Annotated in this window: 21 protein-coding genes; 14 read left to right on the forward strand and 7 right to left on the reverse strand. The window is 64.6% G+C overall.

Annotation, left to right across the window (positions count from 1 at the left end):
• Nucleotides 1–119 precede the first annotated feature (119 nt).
• Nucleotides 120–2,813 (forward strand): pyruvate dehydrogenase (acetyl-transferring), homodimeric type, encoded by a 2,694-nt coding sequence (gene aceE, locus EPB08_RS01985; protein WP_130617378.1) that lies wholly within the window; start codon nt 120–122, stop codon nt 2,811–2,813.
• Between the two features lie 729 nt (nt 2,814–3,542).
• On the opposite strand, the gene EPB08_RS01990 is transcribed toward aceE, so the two are convergent.
• From EPB08_RS01990 to EPB08_RS02000, 3 genes are all read right to left on the reverse strand, one after another.
• Nucleotides 3,543–3,878 carry a hypothetical protein gene (locus EPB08_RS01990; protein WP_130617379.1) on the reverse strand — a complete coding sequence of 112 codons (336 nt, stop codon included), beginning with the start codon at nt 3,876–3,878 and terminating at the stop codon, nt 3,543–3,545.
• A gap of 76 nt (nt 3,879–3,954) precedes the next feature.
• Nucleotides 3,955–5,157 carry a 5-demethoxyubiquinol-8 5-hydroxylase UbiM gene (gene ubiM / locus EPB08_RS01995; RefSeq protein ID WP_130617380.1) on the reverse strand — a complete coding sequence of 401 codons (1,203 nt, stop codon included), beginning with the start codon at nt 5,155–5,157 and terminating at the stop codon, nt 3,955–3,957.
• A 211-nt stretch (nt 5,158–5,368) separates the two neighbouring features.
• Nucleotides 5,369–6,619, reverse strand: a complete 1,251-nt coding sequence (locus tag EPB08_RS02000; protein ID WP_130617381.1) for an MFS transporter — start codon at nt 6,617–6,619, stop codon at nt 5,369–5,371.
• Nucleotides 6,620–6,769: 150 nt separating this feature from the next.
• On the opposite strand from EPB08_RS02000, the gene EPB08_RS02005 reads away from it, so the two are divergent.
• Nucleotides 6,770–7,072: a DUF3247 family protein gene (locus EPB08_RS02005; RefSeq protein ID WP_130617382.1), complete on the forward strand. Its 303-nt coding sequence runs from the start codon at nt 6,770–6,772 to the stop codon at nt 7,070–7,072.
• A gap of 21 nt (nt 7,073–7,093) precedes the next feature.
• Here EPB08_RS02005 and EPB08_RS02010 read toward each other — a convergent pair whose 3' ends face one another.
• Complete coding sequence (locus EPB08_RS02010; RefSeq protein ID WP_130617383.1) at nt 7,094–8,302, reverse strand: acyltransferase family protein; 1,209 nt, start codon at nt 8,300–8,302, stop codon at nt 7,094–7,096.
• 153 nt (nt 8,303–8,455) lie between these two features.
• On the opposite strand from EPB08_RS02010, the gene EPB08_RS02015 reads away from it, so the two are divergent.
• The 3 genes from EPB08_RS02015 (at nt 8,456) to EPB08_RS02025 (ending at nt 10,801) form a co-directional block, all read left to right on the forward strand.
• Nucleotides 8,456–9,343: a LytTR family DNA-binding domain-containing protein gene (locus EPB08_RS02015; RefSeq protein WP_130617384.1), complete on the forward strand. Its 888-nt coding sequence runs from the start codon at nt 8,456–8,458 to the stop codon at nt 9,341–9,343.
• A gap of 219 nt (nt 9,344–9,562) precedes the next feature.
• Nucleotides 9,563–10,297, forward strand: coding sequence for a tol-pal system YbgF family protein (locus EPB08_RS02020; protein WP_130617385.1), 735 nt, complete (start codon nt 9,563–9,565; stop codon nt 10,295–10,297).
• Between the two features lie 60 nt (nt 10,298–10,357).
• A complete protein-coding gene (locus EPB08_RS02025; RefSeq protein WP_130617386.1) occupies nt 10,358–10,801 on the forward strand; it encodes a DUF6491 family protein in 444 nt (147 codons plus the stop codon).
• Nucleotides 10,802–11,398: 597 nt separating this feature from the next.
• Here the strand turns inward: EPB08_RS02025 and EPB08_RS02030 are convergent.
• The 3 genes from EPB08_RS02030 to EPB08_RS02040 all read right to left on the reverse strand — a co-directional run bounded on the left by EPB08_RS02030 (nt 11,399) and on the right by EPB08_RS02040 (nt 13,283).
• A complete protein-coding gene (locus EPB08_RS02030) occupies nt 11,399–12,220 on the reverse strand; it encodes a ferritin-like domain-containing protein (protein ID WP_130617387.1) in 822 nt (273 codons plus the stop codon).
• A 147-nt stretch (nt 12,221–12,367) separates the two neighbouring features.
• Complete coding sequence (locus EPB08_RS02035; RefSeq protein WP_130617388.1) at nt 12,368–12,784, reverse strand: universal stress protein; 417 nt, start codon at nt 12,782–12,784, stop codon at nt 12,368–12,370.
• 31 nt (nt 12,785–12,815) lie between these two features.
• Nucleotides 12,816–13,283 carry a glycine zipper 2TM domain-containing protein gene (locus tag EPB08_RS02040; RefSeq protein ID WP_229238181.1) on the reverse strand — a complete coding sequence of 156 codons (468 nt, stop codon included), beginning with the start codon at nt 13,281–13,283 and terminating at the stop codon, nt 12,816–12,818.
• 73 nt (nt 13,284–13,356) lie between these two features.
• On the opposite strand from EPB08_RS02040, the gene EPB08_RS02045 reads away from it, so the two are divergent.
• The 9 genes from EPB08_RS02045 to EPB08_RS02085 all read left to right on the forward strand — a co-directional run bounded on the left by EPB08_RS02045 (nt 13,357) and on the right by EPB08_RS02085 (nt 19,040).
• Nucleotides 13,357–13,815, forward strand: coding sequence for a hypothetical protein (locus tag EPB08_RS02045; RefSeq protein ID WP_130617389.1), 459 nt, complete (start codon nt 13,357–13,359; stop codon nt 13,813–13,815).
• Nucleotides 13,816–13,913: 98 nt separating this feature from the next.
• Nucleotides 13,914–14,456 carry a peroxiredoxin gene (locus EPB08_RS02050; RefSeq protein WP_130617390.1) on the forward strand — a complete coding sequence of 181 codons (543 nt, stop codon included), beginning with the start codon at nt 13,914–13,916 and terminating at the stop codon, nt 14,454–14,456.
• Nucleotides 14,456–15,010 carry a hypothetical protein gene (locus tag EPB08_RS02055; RefSeq protein ID WP_130617391.1) on the forward strand — a complete coding sequence of 185 codons (555 nt, stop codon included), beginning with the start codon at nt 14,456–14,458 and terminating at the stop codon, nt 15,008–15,010. Before EPB08_RS02050 ends, EPB08_RS02055 begins: the two co-directional genes overlap by 1 nt.
• 76 nt (nt 15,011–15,086) lie before the next feature.
• A complete protein-coding gene (locus EPB08_RS02060; RefSeq protein ID WP_130617392.1) occupies nt 15,087–15,839 on the forward strand; it encodes a DUF2884 family protein in 753 nt (250 codons plus the stop codon).
• A 105-nt stretch (nt 15,840–15,944) separates the two neighbouring features.
• The gene (locus EPB08_RS02065; protein ID WP_130617393.1) at nt 15,945–16,385 is read left to right on the forward strand and encodes a DUF2383 domain-containing protein; all 441 of its coding nucleotides are present in this window, start codon (nt 15,945–15,947) and stop codon (nt 16,383–16,385) included.
• A gap of 29 nt (nt 16,386–16,414) precedes the next feature.
• A complete protein-coding gene (locus EPB08_RS02070; protein WP_130617394.1) occupies nt 16,415–16,987 on the forward strand; it encodes a DUF924 family protein in 573 nt (190 codons plus the stop codon).
• Between the two features lie 29 nt (nt 16,988–17,016).
• Nucleotides 17,017–17,292 carry a DUF2845 domain-containing protein gene (locus EPB08_RS02075; protein WP_130617395.1) on the forward strand — a complete coding sequence of 92 codons (276 nt, stop codon included), beginning with the start codon at nt 17,017–17,019 and terminating at the stop codon, nt 17,290–17,292.
• Between the two features lie 116 nt (nt 17,293–17,408).
• Nucleotides 17,409–17,726 carry a DUF2845 domain-containing protein gene (locus tag EPB08_RS02080; RefSeq protein ID WP_130617396.1) on the forward strand — a complete coding sequence of 106 codons (318 nt, stop codon included), beginning with the start codon at nt 17,409–17,411 and terminating at the stop codon, nt 17,724–17,726.
• A 93-nt stretch (nt 17,727–17,819) separates the two neighbouring features.
• Entirely contained in the window at nt 17,820–19,040 is a 1,221-nt protein-coding gene (locus EPB08_RS02085; protein WP_130617397.1) for a low temperature requirement protein A, read from the forward strand.
• Nucleotides 19,041–19,157: the final 117 nt, after the last annotated feature.

Here is a 19,157-nt window from a genome sequence, read left to right on the forward strand (position 1 = left end):
TCGATCCAATTGGCGAAAAAGCCCGCCGGAGCTACACTCAGAGGGTTTCCCGCCTCCCGCGCCGGAGGCGTCCACCTATTGCCGCGCCAACCCCCAGGCGCCGCGGAGAGAAGCTCCCCATGGATCAGCTCGACGACATCCTCCACCAGGACCTCGACCCCACCGAAACCCAGGAATGGGTCGAATCGCTCAATGCGGTCATCAATCACGACGGCACCGAGCGCGCGCATTACCTGCTGGAGAAGATGGTCGATTCGACGCGCCGGGCCGGCGGCTACCTGCCGTTCAACCCGACCACCGAATACGTCAACACCATCTCGCCCAACAACGAAGCGAAGATGACCGGCGACGCGGCGATGGAATGGCGCATCCGTACGCTGATCCGCTGGAACGCGATGGCCATGGTGGTTCGCGCGAACCGCAAGCCGGGCGAGCTGGGCGGCCATATCGCCAGCTTCGCTTCCTCGGCCACGCTGTATGACGTGGGCTTCAACCATTTCTGGCGCGCTCCGAGTGCCGATCATCCGGGCGACCTGGTGTTCCACCAGGGTCACTCCAGCCCGGGCATCTATGCCCGCTCGTTCCTGGAAGGCCGCATCTCCGAGGAGCAGCTCGACCTGTTCCGCATGGAAGTGGCCGGCCACGGTCGCGGCCTGTCGTCCTACCCGCATCCCTGGCTGATGCCGGACTACTGGCAGGTGCCGACGGTGTCGATGGGCCTGGGCCCGATCCAGGCGATTTACCAGGCGCAGTTCTGGAAGTACCTGGAAAACCGCGGCCTGATGCCGAAGACCGATCGCAAGATCTGGTGTTTCATGGGCGACGGTGAAACCGATGAGCCCGAGTCGCTCGGCGCCATCTCGCTGGCCGGCCGCGAAGGCCTGGACAACCTGGTGTTCGTGATCAACGCCAACCTGCAGCGCCTGGACGGTCCGGTGCGCGGCAACGGCAAGATCATCCAGGAGCTGGAAGGCGTGTTCCGTGGCGCTGGCTGGAACGCCATCAAGGTGGTCTGGGGCAGCTACTGGGATCCGCTCCTCGCCCGCGACACCAAGGGCGTGCTGCGCAAGCTGATGATGGAAACCGTCGACGGCGAGTACCAGGCGTGCAAGGCCTTCGGCGGCGCGTACACGCGCGAGCATTTCTTCGGCAAGTATCCGGAGACGCGCGAGATGGTGGCCAACCTGTCCGACGACGACATCTGGCGCCTCAACCGCGGTGGCCATGACCCGCACAAGGTCTATGCGGCCTATCACCAGGCAGTGAACACCAAGGGCATGCCCACGGTGATCCTGGCCAAGACGGTGAAGGGCTACGGCATGGGCTCGGCCGGTGAATCGCAGAACCCGACCCACCAGCAGAAGAAGCTGGACGCCGATTCCGTGCGCCACTTCCGCGACCGCTTCAACATCCCGGTGACGGACGACAAGCTGGCCGACGTGCCGTACTACCACCCGGGCAAGGACTCGCCGGAAGTGGAGTACATGATGGAGCGTCGCCGCGCGCTGGGCGGCTTCCTGCCGCAGCGTCGCCGCCACACCGACATCAAGCTGAAGGCGCCGGAGCTGTCGGCGTTCACGCAGATCACCAACGGCACCGGCGAGCGCGAAATCTCGACCACCATGGCGCTGGTTCGCGGCATGAACCTGCTGCTGCGCGACAAGCAGATCGGCGAGCGCATCGTGCCGATCGTGGCCGACGAAGCCCGCACGTTCGGCATGGAAGGCATGTTCCGCCAGATCGGCATCTACGCGCCGTTCGGCCAGAAGTACCGTCCGCAGGACGCCGACCAGCTGCTGTACTACCGCGAAGACCAGAAGGGCCAGGTGCTGCAGGAAGGCATCTCCGAGGCCGGCGGCATGGCTGCCTGGATGGCTGCGGCGACCAGCTACAGCATCAGCAACCAGCCGATGCTGCCGTTCTTCATCTACTACTCGATGTTCGGCTTCCAGCGCATCGGCGACCTGGCCTGGGCGGCCGGCGACATGCGCGCACGCGGCTTCCTCATCGGCGGCACCGCGGGCCGCACCACGCTGAACGGCGAAGGCCTGCAGCACGAGGACGGTCACTCGCACCTGCTGTCCGGTTCGATCCCGAACGTGAAGTCGTACGACCCGACGTTCTCGTATGAAGTCGCCGTGATCCTGCAGGACGGCACCCGCCGCATGGTGCAGGAGCAGGAAGACGTCTACTACTACATCACCGTGATGAACGAGAACTACAGCCACCCCGACCTGCCGCAGGGCGTCGAGGAAGGCATCATCAAGGGCATGTACCTGTTCAAGGACGCCGGCAAGCCGAAGAAGGGCGAGCCGCGCGTGCAGCTGCTGGGTTCGGGCACGATCCTGCGCGAAGTGATCGCCGCCGCCGAGCTGCTGGAGAAGGACTTCGGCGTCACGTCCGACATCTGGTCCTGCCCGAGCTTCAGCGAACTGCGTCGCGACGGTTTCGACGCCGAGCGCTGGAACCGCCTGCATCCGGAATCCGAGCAGCGCGTGCCGTATGTCACCGGCCTGCTGCAGGGCCACCAGGGTCCGGCCATCGCCGCCTCCGACTACGTGCGCGAATTCGCCGACCAGATCCGCGCGTTCATGCCGGACGGCATGCGCTACACGGTGCTGGGCACCGACGGCTTCGGTCGTTCGGATACGCGCGAGCACCTGCGTGGTTTCTTCGAAGTGGATCGCTACTGGATCGCGCATGCGGCGCTGGCCGCGCTGGCGAAGGACGGCAAGGTCAACGCCAAGGATGTGGCTCGTGCGATCAAGACCTACAAGCTGGATCCGGACAAGCCGAATCCGCTGACGGTCTGATGTTGGTTTCTTTCCCTCTCGCATCGTGAGGGGAATGCTGGATGAGAAGGCTCGCCGTGACCCGGCGAGCCTTTCTTTTTGGCGACGCAGGTTTCTTCTTTTGTAGGAGCGCACCCAGTGCGCGATGGGTCCGTCGAGCCCCATCCATGGCTATGCGAACGCTGCTGTTGTGCGAGCCGTAGCTCCCTCTCCCTCCAGCGACCCGAAGGTAGTCCCTGTGGGAGAGAGGGCTGGGGAGAGGGTGCGGGTCTTGCCCTGATCCCCAGGTAACAGGGCGCCGGCCTCTGGTTGCCGTGTCTCCGCCAGCTTGCCGCTTACGCAGCGGGCGTTTCGATCCCCTGCCGGCGCTCGAGTCACTTTTCTTTTGCTGGCCCAAAGGAAAAGTAACCCAAAGAAAATGGCCTCAAGAGCTGGCAGCGATATGAAGGGAAAAGCTCTGGAGGTTCCGGAGTCCGGATTGCGACCGCCTCCGCCAATAGCGAGCGGCTACACCGCAACGCGCCATGACGCTGAGGACTTAAAGCAGTTTCGTTGTTCGCCCCGGTCCATCACTTCTCCCTCTCCCCTCCGGGGAGAGGGCTGGGGTGAGGGGCCAACCTTGCGACAGACCATGTTCGAAGAATGCTCTGCCCGACACACCGTCCTATCCCCATTCCACTGGCGTCGCACAGCGAATCCATAAAAAACCCGCCTCTCGGCGGGTTTTTTCATCGCGCGCAACAAACCACCTCAATCCTCATCCTGATTGCGGAACAAATGCCGCAACAGGAAAAACGCTCCCACCGTGCCCGCCACGATCGCGGTGGTCGCCACCGGGTGTCGCGATACCTGGCGGCGCAGCCGGCGATATTGATAGTTCGCCTCGTCCGCGAAATCCTCCGCGGCGTGGCCGATGCGGCGCGCATAAGTGTTGCGATTGCGTCCGAAGCGGCGGCGCGCGTCGCGCCCGCGTTCGATCAGGTCGTCCGCGCGGTCCGACGCTTCGCCGGCATAGTGTCGGATGCGTTCGCCCACCCGGTCGCGGACGCCATTGACGGTATTTTCGATGTCGTAGGGTCGGCCCATGGCGTGCTCCTCGCAGAATGAAGGGTCACGTTGCCAGCGCTCACGTGAGTGACACGTAAACATTGGCGTGTTCCGTTCATCCGGATGACGGCGTGGAGCGGTCGTCGCGACCTTGTGCCTCCAGCATCCGCGCCAGAGTGCGCCGGAACGGAGGCGTGGCCTGGGCCGCTCGCAGCAGGGCGGTGCGCGCCACGCGGGCGGGCAGCCGGTCGTCGGTGTAGAGCTTCACGATGGCCTGCGTGGCGAAATACAGCGGCAGCGTAGCGACGCGGTGCGCGCGCTCGTAACGCTGGAGCACGCGGGGCGAGGCGAAGTCCTGGCCGGCGGCGTGTGCGCGGCGAATCTGGCCCGCGAGGGTATCCACGCTGAGCAGGCCGAGATTGAAGCCATGCGCGGTCACCGGGTGCATGCCTACGGCGGCGTCGCCGATCAGCGCGAGATGCGGTCCGATGAAACGGTGCGCATAGGTGGCCACCAGCGGATAGGTGTGGCGCGTACTGGTCAGGCTCATGCTGCCGAAGCGGCCATCGAAGCGCCTGCGCAGGTCCTCGTTGAACTGCTCGTCGTCGAGCGCCATCACTGACTTCATCGCGTGGCCCGGCAAGGTCAGCACCACCGACGCCTCGCCGCTGTGCAGCGGCAGCAGCGCGAGGGTCTGGCCGTGGTCGAACCATTCCAGTGCTTCGCCGCCGTGCGGCTTCTCCAGCGCCATGCGGCAGACCAGCATGGTCTTGCCGAAGTCGTGCATGTCGACCGAGATGCCGGCATCGCGGCGCAACGACGAAAAGCGGCTGTCGGCGGCGACCACCAGACGCGCGACGACGGTGGAGCCGTCGGCGAGTTGCAGGTGCGGCATGCCATCGGACAGCGACACGGCGCTCACGGCGGTATCGGTCACCACGGTGATGCGTGGCTCCTGATCGACACAGGCGTAGGCCGCGCGACGAATGCGGTCGTTGGGCACGAGGAAACCCAGCTCGGCGTCGCCGGTGCCGGTGGGCAGCACGCTGAGGCCATGCAGGGACTGGCCGTTGAGCACGCGTGCGGCGCGTAGCGGCGAGACATCAGTGTCGCTGAGGCGATCCCAGATGCCCAGGGTGCGCAGGATGCGCATCGAGCGCCGGGTCAGCGCGATCTCGCGTCCGTCGAAGGCAGGTTCGCGCAGGGCGGCGAGCGGTTGCCGCTCGATCACCATGATGCTGAGGCCGGTATCGGCGAGTGCGCGGGCAAAACACAGACCGGCTGGGCCGGCTCCAACCACCACGATATCGACATTCATGCGGGGAAGACCATCCGTGCAGAGGCGATGAGCCTGCACATGCTAGAAAGTCCCCCACGGGCGGCCATGACGTCCGTCAAGCAACAGGGCCATAGCGACGCAGCTGAGCCACGCCTGTTCGCGTGTCAAACGGGTTGCGGTTGCTTCCGTACCATGAGTTAGCTGGCGGATGCGCGGCAAGAAAGCCAGCGTGGCCGGGAGCCTGCCATCCTCAAGGTGTCGAGCGTACCGGCTCCGCATGAAGTCGTTGCCGTCGGCGCAGCGTGGGGAACATCCCCATCCACAACGCCACCACCACCAGCGTGCCGATGCCGCCGATCACGGTGGCGTTCACTGCGCCCATCCAGGCCGCCAGCATGCCGGACTCGAATTCGCCGAGCTGGTTCGACGTGTTGATGAAGATCGCGTTCACCGCACTGACGCGGCCGCGCATGTCGTCGGGTGTATCCAGCTGCACGAGCGCGCCGCGAATCACCATGCTCACCATGTCGAAGGCGCCCAGCGCGAACAGCGCTACCAGCGACAGCCACAACGTGGTGGAAACCGCGAATACCAGCGTCGCCACACCGAAGCCGGCCACCGAAGCAAACATGATCGGGCCCACGCGCCGTTCCATATTGTGCCGGGCCAGCCATAGCGACATCAGCAGGGCGCCCACGGCGGGCGCCGCGCGCAGCAGGCCCAGGCCCCACGGGCCGGTATGCAGCACGTCCTTGGCAAAGATCGGCAGCAGCGCGGTTGCGCCACCGAGCAGCACGGCGAACAGGTCCAGCGAGATCACGCCGAGCACGTCGGGACGTGCCCGGATGAAGTGCACGCCGGCAAACAAGGTCTTCAGCGTGGCCGGCTCACGTTTGGGCTGTGCCTGTTCGTAGCGGAGGTGCGCCATCAACATCACGGCGACGAGATAGAGCAGGGCGCATACGGCGTAGACCACGCCGGGACCCGCCACATAAAGCAGGCCGCCGATCGCGGGTCCCATGATCATCGCGGCCTGTCCTGCCGAGGCACTGGCCGCCATCGCGCGCGGAAGCACGATGGTAGGCACCAGCGCAGGCAGCATCGACTGCATCGCCGGAAATTCGAAAGCCTTGGCCACGCCGATCACGAACACCAGCGCGAGTATCGTGAACTCGTGCGCGAGGTGTATGAAGCTGATCGCGGCCAGTACCGCAATCGCGAGCATGTCCACGATCTGCCCCAGCAGCACGATGCGACGGCGCTCGAACTGATCCGCCACGTGCCCCGCCGGCAGGGCCAGCAGCACGGAGGGAATGAACTGCACGAGGCCGATCAGGCCCAGGTCGAGTGCACGGCCGGTGATGGCATAGACCTGCCAGCCCACCGCGACGGACAGCATCTGGAAGCCGAAGCCCGAACAGATGCGTGCGAACCAGAACTGTACGAACGCCGGATGCGAGCGCAGCGCATCCGCCGGAATGGGCGCAGGAGTGGATGACATGGAGGTTCCTTCAGGATCCCGAGCATTATCGGTAGCTGAAGCGTCGGGGCAAGGTTCAGGCGTTTCACGCCGGTGTTCCCCGCCCTTTACCTGATCTTGGCGCTGCCGGCCCTAGCGTGAAACGTGACGATACCGGCTGTGAGGTTCCCCATGGGTCAGTTTGCCCAACAGGTCTACACCGATCCTGTCCATATCCGTCACCTGGAGTCGCTGGTGCGGCAATTGCCAACCAATGGCCATGTGGTGCTGCTGCTCAACGACGGCAGCATTTATGACGGCGTCGTATGTGAGCGCCCGAACGTGCAGGTGTTTCGCGACGGCGAGGAGAAGGAAGGCATCAACGGGGTGGTTCGCCTGGAGCGACCCGACGTGCCCGAGTGGAGTTGCTACGTGTGGCTGGGCGATATACGGCGCGTGGAGCACCTGGACTCCACCATGGGCAGCGAGACGTGAGGACCTCGCTGCCCGGTCGTGTCAGGCCTGCTGGGTGGATTCCGTGAGATTGAAGGTTTCCTCCGCACGATGGCGCGGCGTAGCGTCGAGCCCGAACAGCGGGCGCAACCAGCGCGCGCGCCGTATGGCGAATTCATGCAGCAGCGCGCAACCGCCCACCGTGCAGGCGAGCACCAGCAGCGGTTCTGTCACCGGGCCAACGCGCAGCGGGATCAGCCAGTAAGCCGCGGCCAGCATGATGCTCTGGTGCAGCACGTACCAAGGGAACACCGCCTCGCGTGCATACGGCAGCCAACGATACGGGCGGTTGAGGTACTGGTGTCCCCAGCCCAGCACGGCGGCGATGGCGGTCCAGGTATACAGATAATTCAGTACGCGCAGCACTTCGTGCGTCGCCGCCATGGCGGTCGGGGTCATTGGCGCAACATCCATGAACCGCTCGAGGCCAAGGAAGCCCGCGAAGCACAGCAGTGCCGTGGCGAGTGAGGCGCGACGCAGCCGAGCGAGTTCCTGCCACGGGCCATCGCGCGTGCCGAGCAGATAGCCATAGAAGAACACCGTGCCGTACTGGGCGTGCGCATGCCAGTCATGGAACAGCGCGTGGTTCTGCGGAAAGCGGCTGGCGAGCAAGGCCGAATAGAACATCAGCGGAACAGCGGGCAATACCAGCAAGGCCACGCCATGCACACGCCGGCAGGCGGCGACGGCGCGTTGCCCGAGTGGCGACTCCAGCACCGGTATCAACGCCAGCAGCACCAGCGTGTAGACCCAGACGTAGGGCAGGTACCACAGGTGGTTCCAGGTGACGCCGAACTGCCAGCCATCGAAGGCGCCGGCGGGCCACGGGCCACCCGTCCAATAACGCAGCAGGAAAGCGCCAAAGCCCGGTGCGACCAGCCCGTTGTCCACGCCCTGGACATACGGCTGGATCGGAACCACCACGGCCATGCCGAACACCAGCGGCACCAGCAGCCGCACGGTGCGCTTCCAGGCCACGACCGGCAAGGCATGGCGTCCCCTCAGGAAATGGACCGCAAGCCCGGAGATGAGGAAGAGCAGGTCCATCCGCCAGCGGTTCAGGAACAACATCGGGTACTGCAGCCAGTCGGCGAGATAGTGGCTCTTGAGGTGGAAGCCCCAGTCGCTCACGTAGAGCATGCCCAGGTGGTAAAGAATGAGCAGGCCGAAGGCCAGGACGCGCAGGGCGTCGATATCGTGGCGGCGGTTCATGGGCAGGCTCCGGTGGCGGGATGTACCCATCCTCCCCGGCAACCCCGCCGCTGTCCGCCGCCAAGTGACTGATTGCAGGGGCCCAGGGACGAGTGGCGGGCTGGCAGGGACGAACCTGCGGCACCGGCGCCTCTTCCACGTAGAATCCCGGCCATGACGACACGGACGGTTTTCGACTATCAGGGATTCCAGCGTTGGCGGCGGCCCTTCGAGGTGGGCTACTGGGTCGTCATGCTCACCGGGAACACCGCCTTCAATGGACTGGTGTCCTGGTTCGATCATGTCTACCACCGTAGCGGTACCTCAAGTCTGGAGCCCTGGATCTGGGAGGCGAGCAGTAGCCTCGTGCTCCTGGCGCTGGTCCCCTTCGTGGTGTGGGCGACCCGGCGCTGGCCGCTGCGCTTCGATAGCTGGCGCCAGAGCCTCAAGATGCACGCGCTGCTGACCGTGCCGTTCTGTCTGGTCCACGTCGGCAGCATGGTCGGCTTGCGAAAACTGGCCTATCTGGCCATGGGCAGCCATTACGACTTCGGCAACGTGCCCGTGGAGCTCTTTTATGAGTATCTGAAGGACTTTCGCACTTACCTGTCGTTTGTGGCGGTGATTTCCTTCTACGGCTTCTTCGTGCGCCGCCTGCAGGGCGAGGCCAGCCTGCTCGCCGAGCCGGACGAGGGGCCGCCGGTGGAGCCGGTGGACCGGCCGGAGCGCTTCCTGGTGCGCAAGCTCGGCAAGGAATTCCTGGTGGCCGCGCGCGACATCGAATGGCTGCAGGCGTCGGGCAACTACGTGAACCTGCACGTGCGCGGCCGCGATTACCCGCTGCGGGCGACCATGGCAGGTATCGAAGACCGGCTCGATCCAGCACGTTTTGTGCGCGTGCATCGCAGCTACCTGATCAACCTTGACCATCTGGCGGAAATCGAGCCGCTGGAGACCGGTGATGCCCGCCTCACCATGCGCGATGGCGCCAGCATTCCCTGCAGCCGTCGCTACCGCACGCAGCTGCGCGAGCGCTTCGGCGACGCCCCCGTCGGCGCATGACGCCCGACGATCCCCTTGTAGGAGCGCACCCAGTGCGCGAACAGCCGACAAGGCGCTGACGCGGTCACCGCGTCCATGCGCAAAGGTTGGCGCGCGGCCGCGACGAGTCTCCGCGATCGCGCACTGGGTGCGCTCCTGCAGGGAAGGGCAACCGGGAGTTGCGCTAGCCCGCCCCGTCGTTCCACTCTAAACGCCTTCCCTTCATCGGATGCCCCGCCCATGAACCTGCTTCGATCCGGCTTTGTCGGCACCACTTTCTGTGCGTTCCTCGTTCTGGCCGGATGTTCCCAGTCCGGCGACCAGGGACAGGCGCCGCAGCAGGCTCAGGCGCCCGCTGACGATTCCGCTCAGAAGCTCGATACCTATCGCCAGCTGCTACGCATCGGCAACGACGAGATGGCCGTGACCATGGGCAAGGAGATCGTCAACCGCTATCCGAACAGCGACGCCGCGAAGGAAGTGCAGCAGACCCTGCCGGGCATCGAGCAGCGCTACAAGGAAAACAGCGAGAAGAATCGCCTCGCCGGCCTGTGGCTGTACCAGGTGTCGCCGATGCAGGGTGGCACGCAATCCACCGCCGCCATCACCAATAGCCCGCCGTCTTCCGATATCCGGGTGAACCTGATCCTGCGCCGCCACACCGACTGGGGACAGAACGTCTTCCTCTACAACACCGGCGGCAGTCATGGCTTCGTGTGCAAGGCCGTGTGTTCGATCAAGGCCACCTTCGACGGCAAGCCGGGCAGCATCAGTGCTTTCGCCCCCACCACCGGCGAGCCGGCCCTGTTGTTCAAGGACGACAAGGGCTTCATCGCCCAGATGGAAAAGGCCAAGAAGATCACCATGGACGTGACCATGCAGGATGGCGAGAAGAAGGTCACCCTGGTGTACGAGGTGGGTGGCTTCGTGCCGGACAAGTGGCAGACCGTGTCCAAGACGGCGAAGAAGAAATAGTGCGTCCACGCGCACCGCATTCGTGCGTTGTGACATGCATCCCTTCATGAGGTCGCGGTAATGGCTGTCAAACACGTTCTGATCATCGGCGCAGCCTTGATGCTGGGCGCGTGTGCACGCGTCGGCGAGCAGTATTCCGCCCGCCTCAGTGCCCGCCAACAGGCGTACGCCGCCGTCGCCGGCGCTCCCGTGCAAAGCTTCCGCTACTTCAGCCTGTGGTCGTGGGAGCCACTCAGCGACGAACAACTGGCCGTGTACACGCGCGCCAACGAAGCGTGGCTGCTGGACCTCGATGGCAAATGCCGCAACCTGCAATTCACCAACCACATCGGCCTGACCTCCAGCGTCAGCGAAGTGTCGGCCCGCTTCGACCGCGTGATCACCGGCGCACAGGACCAGCCGTGCTTCATCAAGCAGATCCGGCCCGTGGATGTGGCGAAGCTCAACGAGCCGCAGCAGGGCAAGCCGCGCGAAGTGGAAGAGGTTCCGCGGCCGGCGAAGTGATGGTTTAGGGCGCTGTCGAGCTAGGCAGCGCCGTCGCTAGATTGGCCCCTCACCCCGGCCCTCTCCCCGGAGGGGAGAGGGAGAAGTGGGATAGCTCGCGGAAATTCTTCGTCGTGCGCCAGTGTCGCTTTAAGTCCTCAGTCCCACGGCGCGTTGCGGTGTAGCCGCGCCCTTCGAGGTAGAACGTCCCTGATTCGACTTGTGCCAGTCGTCCGACGCTTCTATTCCGCGTACCGCTATGAGCCCTGGCTCTTAAGGCCATTTTCTTTGGGTTACTTTTCTTTTGGGCCAGCAAAAGAAAAGTGACTCGAGCTCCGGCAGGAGATCGAAACGCCCGCTGCGTCCCACAGGGACTAGCTTTGCGTCGTAGGCGGCACGTTGGCGGTGGCGCATCTATTGCGGAATAGGGTCCAAGTTCTGCGGCTTGGGGCAAGAGCCGCACCCTCTCCCCAACCCTCTCTCCCACAGGGACTACCTTCGGGTCGCCGGAGGGAGAGGGGGTAACTGCTCGCGTCATGAGGCGAGTTCGTCGCCTGTCGTTCTATCGCGCACAGGCTGAGCTCCCACAAAAGCCAACGACAGCGGGCTCCCTGTCGATCAATGCAGAAACAACTTCTCCGCGATCTTCGCCAGCGGCTTCTCCATCGCATTCTGCAAGCGCATCGGCAACTCCAGCGGCTTGAGCAGCATCTTCACCGTCATCTCGGCCGGAATATTCCGGCGCAACAAAGCCTGCGCTCGCCCGGTCACGCGGCGGAACTCCGCCTCGTTGTCCTTGTGCTGCGGATAGCACTGGTTGAACACGTGGCGTAGCGCAACGTCGCCGTCTTCGCTCTTGATTTCGTTGACGCGGCGGAGAATGGCGCGGAATACCTTGTAGCGGCCAAAGCCCTCGCGCTCGCGGTACAGGCGGAAGTGCTGGTAGAAGTGCTTGAAGTGCCGCACCTCGTCGCTCTTGATGTGGTTGGTGAGCTGCTTGAGCACCGGCTCGTCGGTGATGTCGTTGAGCGCGCGGTACAGGCAGGCCGTACCGGTCTCCACCACGCAGCGCGCGGCAAGCTCCAGGCCGCGGCTGGTTTCCAGCTGCTCGTTGGTGCACATCGCGCCGTACTCGTTCCAGAACGCGGCGAATCCTTTCTCCCAGTCGAATTCCGGCCATACGGTTTTGACGTAGGCGGCCAGCGCACGTCCGTGCTGCAGCTCCTCATGCTCCCAGTGCTGGCTCAACCAGGTCTGCAGCGCTTCGTCCCCGGCGAAATGGTCGACCAGGTTGTGGGTGTAGAGGTCCGAGCCACTTTCCACGAAAGATGCGCTGCACAACAGGAAGAACAGGTCCTCGTTCTGGCGAACGCGCTGGATCTCGATACGGCTGAAATCCAGGCTCTCCAGGGTCCATGGCAACGATGTGGTGTAGCTCACGCAGGCATTCCTGTGCTGGCCGGACGGGGCCCGCCGCTGGGCGCGGCGCCGTCCGGTATGACGAAAGTGTGACAACAGGATACGACGGGACGGCGCGGAGGGATTAACGCGCGCCGACCCGGGGTGGACGGGAAAAGGTGCGGTGCCTCAGCGCACCACGGTGACCGGGACGCGCGCGCGCTCCAGTACATCGCCGGAAACGGAGCCCAGCAGCCAGCGCGCGAGGGCGCCGCGGTCGGTGTGGCCAATCACGATGTGGTCGATGTCGTGGCGACGCACCTGTTCGAGCAGGGCATCGCCCGGACTACCGCGCACCACCTCCGCGTCGATCAAGGAGGCCGAGTCGGGGACCAGTTGCTTGACCTCATCGAGCAGGCGCGTGCATTTGCCGGCGCCGGGGTCGTTCATCATCAACGCGCAGGTGTCGGCGCCGCCTCCTGTCATCTGCAATACGGAAACAACGCGGATGCGGCCGCCGCTGGCGCGAGCCAGTTCGGCAGCGAATCGGACGGCCCGTTGCGACGAGGCGGAGCCGTCATAGCCGACCAGTGAATACTTCAACATGCATTCCCCCATGGCCTGTGTGCATCCAGCTTCAGTCGGACACCTCGTGGCAGCGACGCTCGACATGGGTGTTCTTCGCCTGCTGGTTTTCCTGGACCTTCTTGCCAGCGTACGCGCCACCGGCAGCACCTGCCACCGTGGCGATCGTCTTGCCCTTGCCGCCGCCGACCTGGTGGCCAAGCAGGCCGCCGGCGACGCCGCCGATCGCCATGCCGGCAATCTGGTGCTTGTCGCTGGGTTGGTCCTGCACAGTGACGTCTTCGCACACCGTGCGGGTTTTCTTGGCCGGCGCGGAGGTGGATGACTGCGCCAACAGCGGCGAACTGATGACCATCGCCGATGCGGCAAAGCAAAAAACGAAGGCCCCGATTTTCATGGCTGCGTCCTCGCTGTCCCTATGTTTCCAGTGTGCGCGGGCGATTGTTAGCGAAGCATCAAGCGATGTCTTCCACACCATATTCACGAAGGCGGCGGAGTATGAACGGATGTTGGCGCGCATGCCGTTCTGTTCAGCAACGTTGTCGACAATGGCATCCGGAAATCAAGTTCCACTTTGAGCCAAGGAGAACACGATGATGAAGCGTACGTTCGTAATGGCAGCTCTGGTGCTGGCTTGTGCCGGCGTAACGACGGCACTTCCGGTCTCGACCGCACGGGCCGCCGAAGCCGAGGTCAAGTGCGACCTGAGCTTCAGCTTGTCCGGCTGGTCGCTTATCTACAAGCACGCGGAAGGCAGTGGCACCGTGGTGTGCAGCAATGGCCAGCGCGCCAACGTGAAGATCAGCGTGAATGGCGGCGGCCTCACCGCGGGTAAATACCGCATCGACAACGGCAAGGGTGATATCACCCATGTGCGCAGCATCGACGACGTGTTCGGTGACTATGCGCAGGCCGGCGCCGAGGCGGGCGTGGTCAAGAGCGGCGAAGCCCAGGTGCTGAGCAAGGGCACGACCTCGCTGGCGCTGCATGGCAGCGGCGAGGGTGTGAATCTCGGCATCTCGGTGGGTGCCTTCAGCATCACCCGCAAATAAGCATCCTGAGGACAGGAGCAAAGGGCGCCAGCTGGCGCCCTTTGCTTTACCGGTATAACGCGTACACTGCTCCGGCTTTTCTCTCCCGGAGTGCCTTGATGCGCCGTCTCTCGCTGCTGTTGCTGTTGGTCTTGCTGCTCGGTCTGGTTGTTCCGGTGCAGGCCGACGAAGTCGCCACCATGCCGCAGGTGGGTCAACCGGCGCCGGCGTTCCGCTTGCAGGACCAGAACGGCAAGTGGCACACGCCGGCCGATCACCAGGGCCATTGGGTCGTGCTGTATTTCTACCCGAAGGATTTCACTCCGGGCTGCACCACCGAGGTGTGCACCTTCCGCGATGACATCGCCAAGCTGCGCCAGGCGGGTGCCGACGTGCTCGGCGTGAGCCTGGACGACGTGAAGTCGCATGCGGATTTCGCCGCCAAGTACCACGTGCCGTTCCCGCTGCTGTCAGATGCGGACAGCAAGACGGCGCAGGCCTATGGCGTGCTCGCTTCCAAGCTCGGCTTCAAGTACGCACGCCGCACCACCTTCCTGATCGACCCGCAGGGCAAGGTGGCCAGGGTCTACCAGGACGTGGACCCGGAGAAGAATTCCGCACAGGTACTGGCTGACCTCGCCACGCTCAAGGCCTCGTCCTGATGTTGCTCAGGACGCGGGGCGCCGGACGCACCGATGGCTTTGCGCTGTGGCGCATCGTGGCCTGGCTGATGCTGTTGCTGGCCGCCTACGGCTGCCTGCAGTACTCGCTCCATGCCGAGCAGTTGTGGGGCGTGCTCAAGCAGCTGCCGGACGGGAACACCGGCGACGCAGCCCAGCTGCACAAGATGCTGGCGTGGGACGTGGGCTATTTCGCGGTCGCCTTTGGCGTGGTGGTGATCTGCGCTGGCGCCATCCTGCGCCAGGCCTGGGCGCGTCCCGCTCTGCAGGTCGTAGCCATCCTGCTAGCCCTGGGCTGGGGTTTGGCTGGCGGCCTGATGCTGCTCTCGCAATGGCGTGAATTCAGCCAGGGCGTGATGATGACCAATGCCCAGGCCCCGCTGGACGAGGCCTCCCTGCAGGCGCTGGATCACGTGCGTCGCTCGTTCCTGATCGCCATGGCGACCAAGGCCGCCGCCGTGCCGGTCCTGCTGTGGCTGGCCTGGTGGCTGAGTCGGCCGCAGGTGAAGGCGGGCTTCCGCAAGCTGCGCCGGTAAGCGCCAGGTGACGGTTCAGCGGCGGTTGCCACAGTCCGGGTTATCGGTGCGGCACCGTTTGCTGCCGTGGCACCTCATGTATCCGCGCCGTCTGTTTCTAGCCCTGACCGTGTCCCTCGCCGCCTTCGCTGCCGATGCGCAGGATCTGGCCACCACGTGTCACGCCACCAGCAGCTACGACCTCACCGTGGCGCCGGATCACCTGCTGTTCGACCGCCAGCAACCGGCGCCTCGCCAGGTGGAACTGCACGATGGGCACCTGCGTACCGATGGCGCCGCGGTGTCACTGCGACCGGATGAGCAGGATCGCCTGTCCCTGTTCGAGCGTGAGCTGCGCGCGCTGGTTCCGCGTGGGAAGGCCGTGGCCAACAAGGGCGTGGACATGCTGGTGTCGGCCATGCACGACGAAGGTTCGCGCCTGTCCCTGAGCCCCGACACGCGCGCCGAACTGGATCGTCGCGTGGCGGCACGGGCTGCTGAACTCAAGCAGCGCCTTGCCAACAGCAACAGTACGCACGATTGGCAGGGCAATCTGGCCGATGAATACGCCAACCAGATCGCGTCCGACCTCATGCCGCTGATCGCCAATGATCTCGGCCAGCAGGCCATGAACGCCGCCATGACCGGCGACCTGCAGGCCGCCGCCAATCTGCGCGACACCGCGGCCGACCTGGCGACCCAGCTGCGACCGCGGCTGGAACAGCGCATGCAGGCGCTGACACCGCAGATCCAGGCCCTTTGTCCCTCGGTGCAACGCCTGGCCGAACTGCAGCAGGACATACGCGCGGGCAACGGGCAGCCGCTCAATCTCATTCAGGTAGGGCAGTAGAACGGACGCTGAGCGCGAATAGCCTCATACCCGGGATTAACCTTCTGCTAAGCGGCGAAGCGCGAGCATCACGCCGTAAGTCTGTAGGTGTTGGGAGGCGGCTTCGTGTCGCACGTTCGAGTACCGCGTTACAACGCCCTGATCCGTCGGGGCATCGATGATCGTGACCTGTACCGCCGCGCGCTGGCGCAAGTCCGCGAACCCGGCCTGCAGGCCTTGCTGGCCGAGAACCTGCATACGCTGGATATGCTGATACTCGATCTGCAGGCGCAGGCCTATGCCAGCGGCCAGTCGCCGGCCCACCACGGCACGCTGGCAGGCGCGATACGCAGCACCCTGGCCGAGTGGAATGCCGGCATGTCGTCCAACCGGGATTCGGCGTGGGTGCGTTCGCTGGCCCGCAACGAGTGCGCGTTGCTGAATCGTTTCGAGGAACAGATGGCGCATGCTCCGCGTGAATCGGCACGTGCGCTGGGCATTCAGCTGTCTCGCCTGCACGGTATCCATCGCGACATGCATTGTCTGGCCGGTACCACGCACGGTTGACCTCTCACCCACCCTGGGAAGCCACTGCCATGACAACGCCGCGGGATGTGCTTGAGTTCTGGTTCGATCCCGCGGCCCAGGCGTACTGGTTCGAGCGCAACGATGCCTTCGACGCGGACATCCGCGAACGCTTCGGCGCCGACGTAGAGGCGGCCGCGCGCGGTGAGCTGGATGACTGGGCCAGCACGCCCGACGGATGGCTGGCCCTGCTGATCGTGCTCGACCAGTTCAGCCGCAACATTTATCGCGAGGATGCCCGGGCCTGGGCGGCCGACACGCGCGCGCAGGCCGTCGCCGTGACCGGTATTGCGCGCGGGGACGATCAGCGGCTGCCGCCGCTGCACCGGCTGTTTGCGTACATGCCGCTGGAACACGCCGAGGACATGACCCTGCAGCAGCATTGCGTGCAGTTGTTCGAACGCCTGGTGGTCCAGCTCCCCGAGGAGCAACAAGGGCACTTCCAGCACTTCCTTGACTATGCCCGTCGCCATCATGATGTGATCGATCGCTTCGGCCGGTTCCCTCATCGCAACGAGGTACTGGGCCGGGCTAGCACGGATGCCGAACAGGCCTACCTGGCCTGTCCGGGCTCCGGTTTCTGAAAACCAGTGCTTTCGACAAGGAGTCCGATATGCGCCGCAGTCTTCTGGCCGTTCTGTTGTTGTCCCTCTGCATGGCAGCGCACGCCAGCAGCACCTATCGCGTTGGCAGTGAAGTGCTCACCGTGGGAGACAGCGCCGTGCGCGCCATGCAGCTCCTGGGTACCCCGGATTTCAAGGAGCCGGTAGAAAGTGAGTACGGCGGTCACCAGGGTGAGCGTTGGCAGTACCAGCGCGACAACAACCACATCGTGACGGTCACCGTCATCGACGGAAAGATCTCGGAGATCCTGGACCGCACGCACTGAGTGCGGGTTCGCTTCCTACATCCATGCACGGCGCGCGGCGCCTGCCAGGCGCCTGCAGCCTGTCGCTAAGGTGATCCGGCTGCGCGAGGGCGCGGATCACGGACAGGGAAGCGGCCATGCGTCGATACATCGGATGGATAGGCCTGGCGGTGGCCTTCACCGCCCAGGCCGGCAGCGGCACGTTGCGGGTGGGCAATGAGGTGCTGGTGGTGGGCGACAGCGCGACGAGGGTGGTCGAGTTGCTGGGCAAGCCTTCGCACAAGTCGCATGGCAAGGGCGCATCGAGTCGACGCGCGACCGGCGGCCGGAAGTCGCGTGGAAGCCGCGCGAAGGAAACCACGGGTGAGCAGTGGCAATACCGCCAAGGCAACCGGGTTGTCACCGTCGTCGTGGTGGATGGGAGGGTCAATGCCATCCGTGATGGCGGGCGTTGATGCGATGCGCGGTCGCTGCTTGATTGCCCCGTCCAGGGTTCCTGCCTGTAACGGCTCGTGCGATAACTGGCGCGAATCAAGGGAGATCGCGCCATGTCCGAAGTGCCCCATGCAGCGGGAGTGAATGGGCCCAGCTTGCTGCGTCCACGGCAGGCCGGTGTCCATGGCAAGGTCACCAACATCGAGTTGTTTTTCGATCTGGTGTTCGTCTACGCCGTCACCCAACTGTCCCACACGTTGCTGCGCGATCTCAGCATGACGGGCGCACTGCATGTGCTGCTGCTGTTTCTGGCCGTGTGGTGGGTGTGGATTTTCACAGGCTGGATCACCAACTGGCTCGATCCCGAACGGCTGGCGGTACGCCTGCTGCTGCTCGCGCTGATGTTCGCCGGCTTGCTGTTGTCCACCGCGCTGCCCGAGGCCTTTGCCGAGCATGGCCTGGTGTTCGCTGGCGCTTATGCCTTCATGCAGGTGGGGCGTTCGCTGTTCATGGTATGGGCATTGCGTCATTCGCCGCAGGCCGCACGGCGCAACTTCTATCGCATCACCAGTTGGTTGGCAGCTTCGGGCGTGCTGTGGATCGCTGGCGGACTATCCTCGGATGAGACCCGCGCGGCCTGTTGGGTGGCAGCGCTCGCCATCGAGTACTTTGGGCCGGCGATGGCCTTCTACGTACCCGGCCTGGGACGTTCCAGCACGATGGAATGGGACGTGGAGGGTGGCCATCTCGCCGAGCGCTGCAGCCTGTTCGTGATCATCGCGCTGGGCGAGTCGGTGGTGGTGACCGGCAGCAGTTTTGCCGAGAGCGCACGCAATGCCGATGCGTGGTTCGCTTTCATCATTGCGTTCGTAGGTTGCGTGGCGATGTGGTGGATCTATTTCGATCTCGCCGTGGAACGCGGCAGCCGCTCCATCCGTCATTCGAGCGACCCTGGTCGTACGGCGCGACTGGGCTACACCTATCTGCATCTGGTGATCGTGGCCGGCATCGTGGTCAGCGCCGTCGGCGACGAGCTGAGTCTCGGCCATCCGCACGCGACAGTGAACGGACCGCAGGCGGCGGTGCTGCTCGGCGGTCCGGCGCTCTACCTGCTGGGCAATGCGCTGTTCAAGCAAACGGTCAATCACACCAACCTGCCGTTCTCGCATCTGGCCGGGCTGGGCCTGTTGCTGGTGCTGTGTTGGCCAGCGACCACGTTGTCCGTACTGGCGCTGGCCGGCGCGACGACGCTGGTGCTCGTGCTGGTGGCGGTATGGGAAACCCTGTCGCTGCGTAGCCTGCGCCAGGAGTTGTACGGCGCCGAGCATGAATAACTAGTCAGCCTCTTTTTCTGTAGGAGCGCACCCAGTGCGCGAAAAGCCAACGGAGCGGTGAAGCCGATACGCCGCGGTCGCGCACAGCCTGCGTCAAGAGCGATACGGCGCCGAGCA

Origin of the sequence: Dyella amyloliquefaciens (assembly GCF_004296575.1) — a bacterium.
Taxonomy (GTDB): domain Bacteria; phylum Pseudomonadota; class Gammaproteobacteria; order Xanthomonadales; family Rhodanobacteraceae; genus Dyella; species Dyella amyloliquefaciens.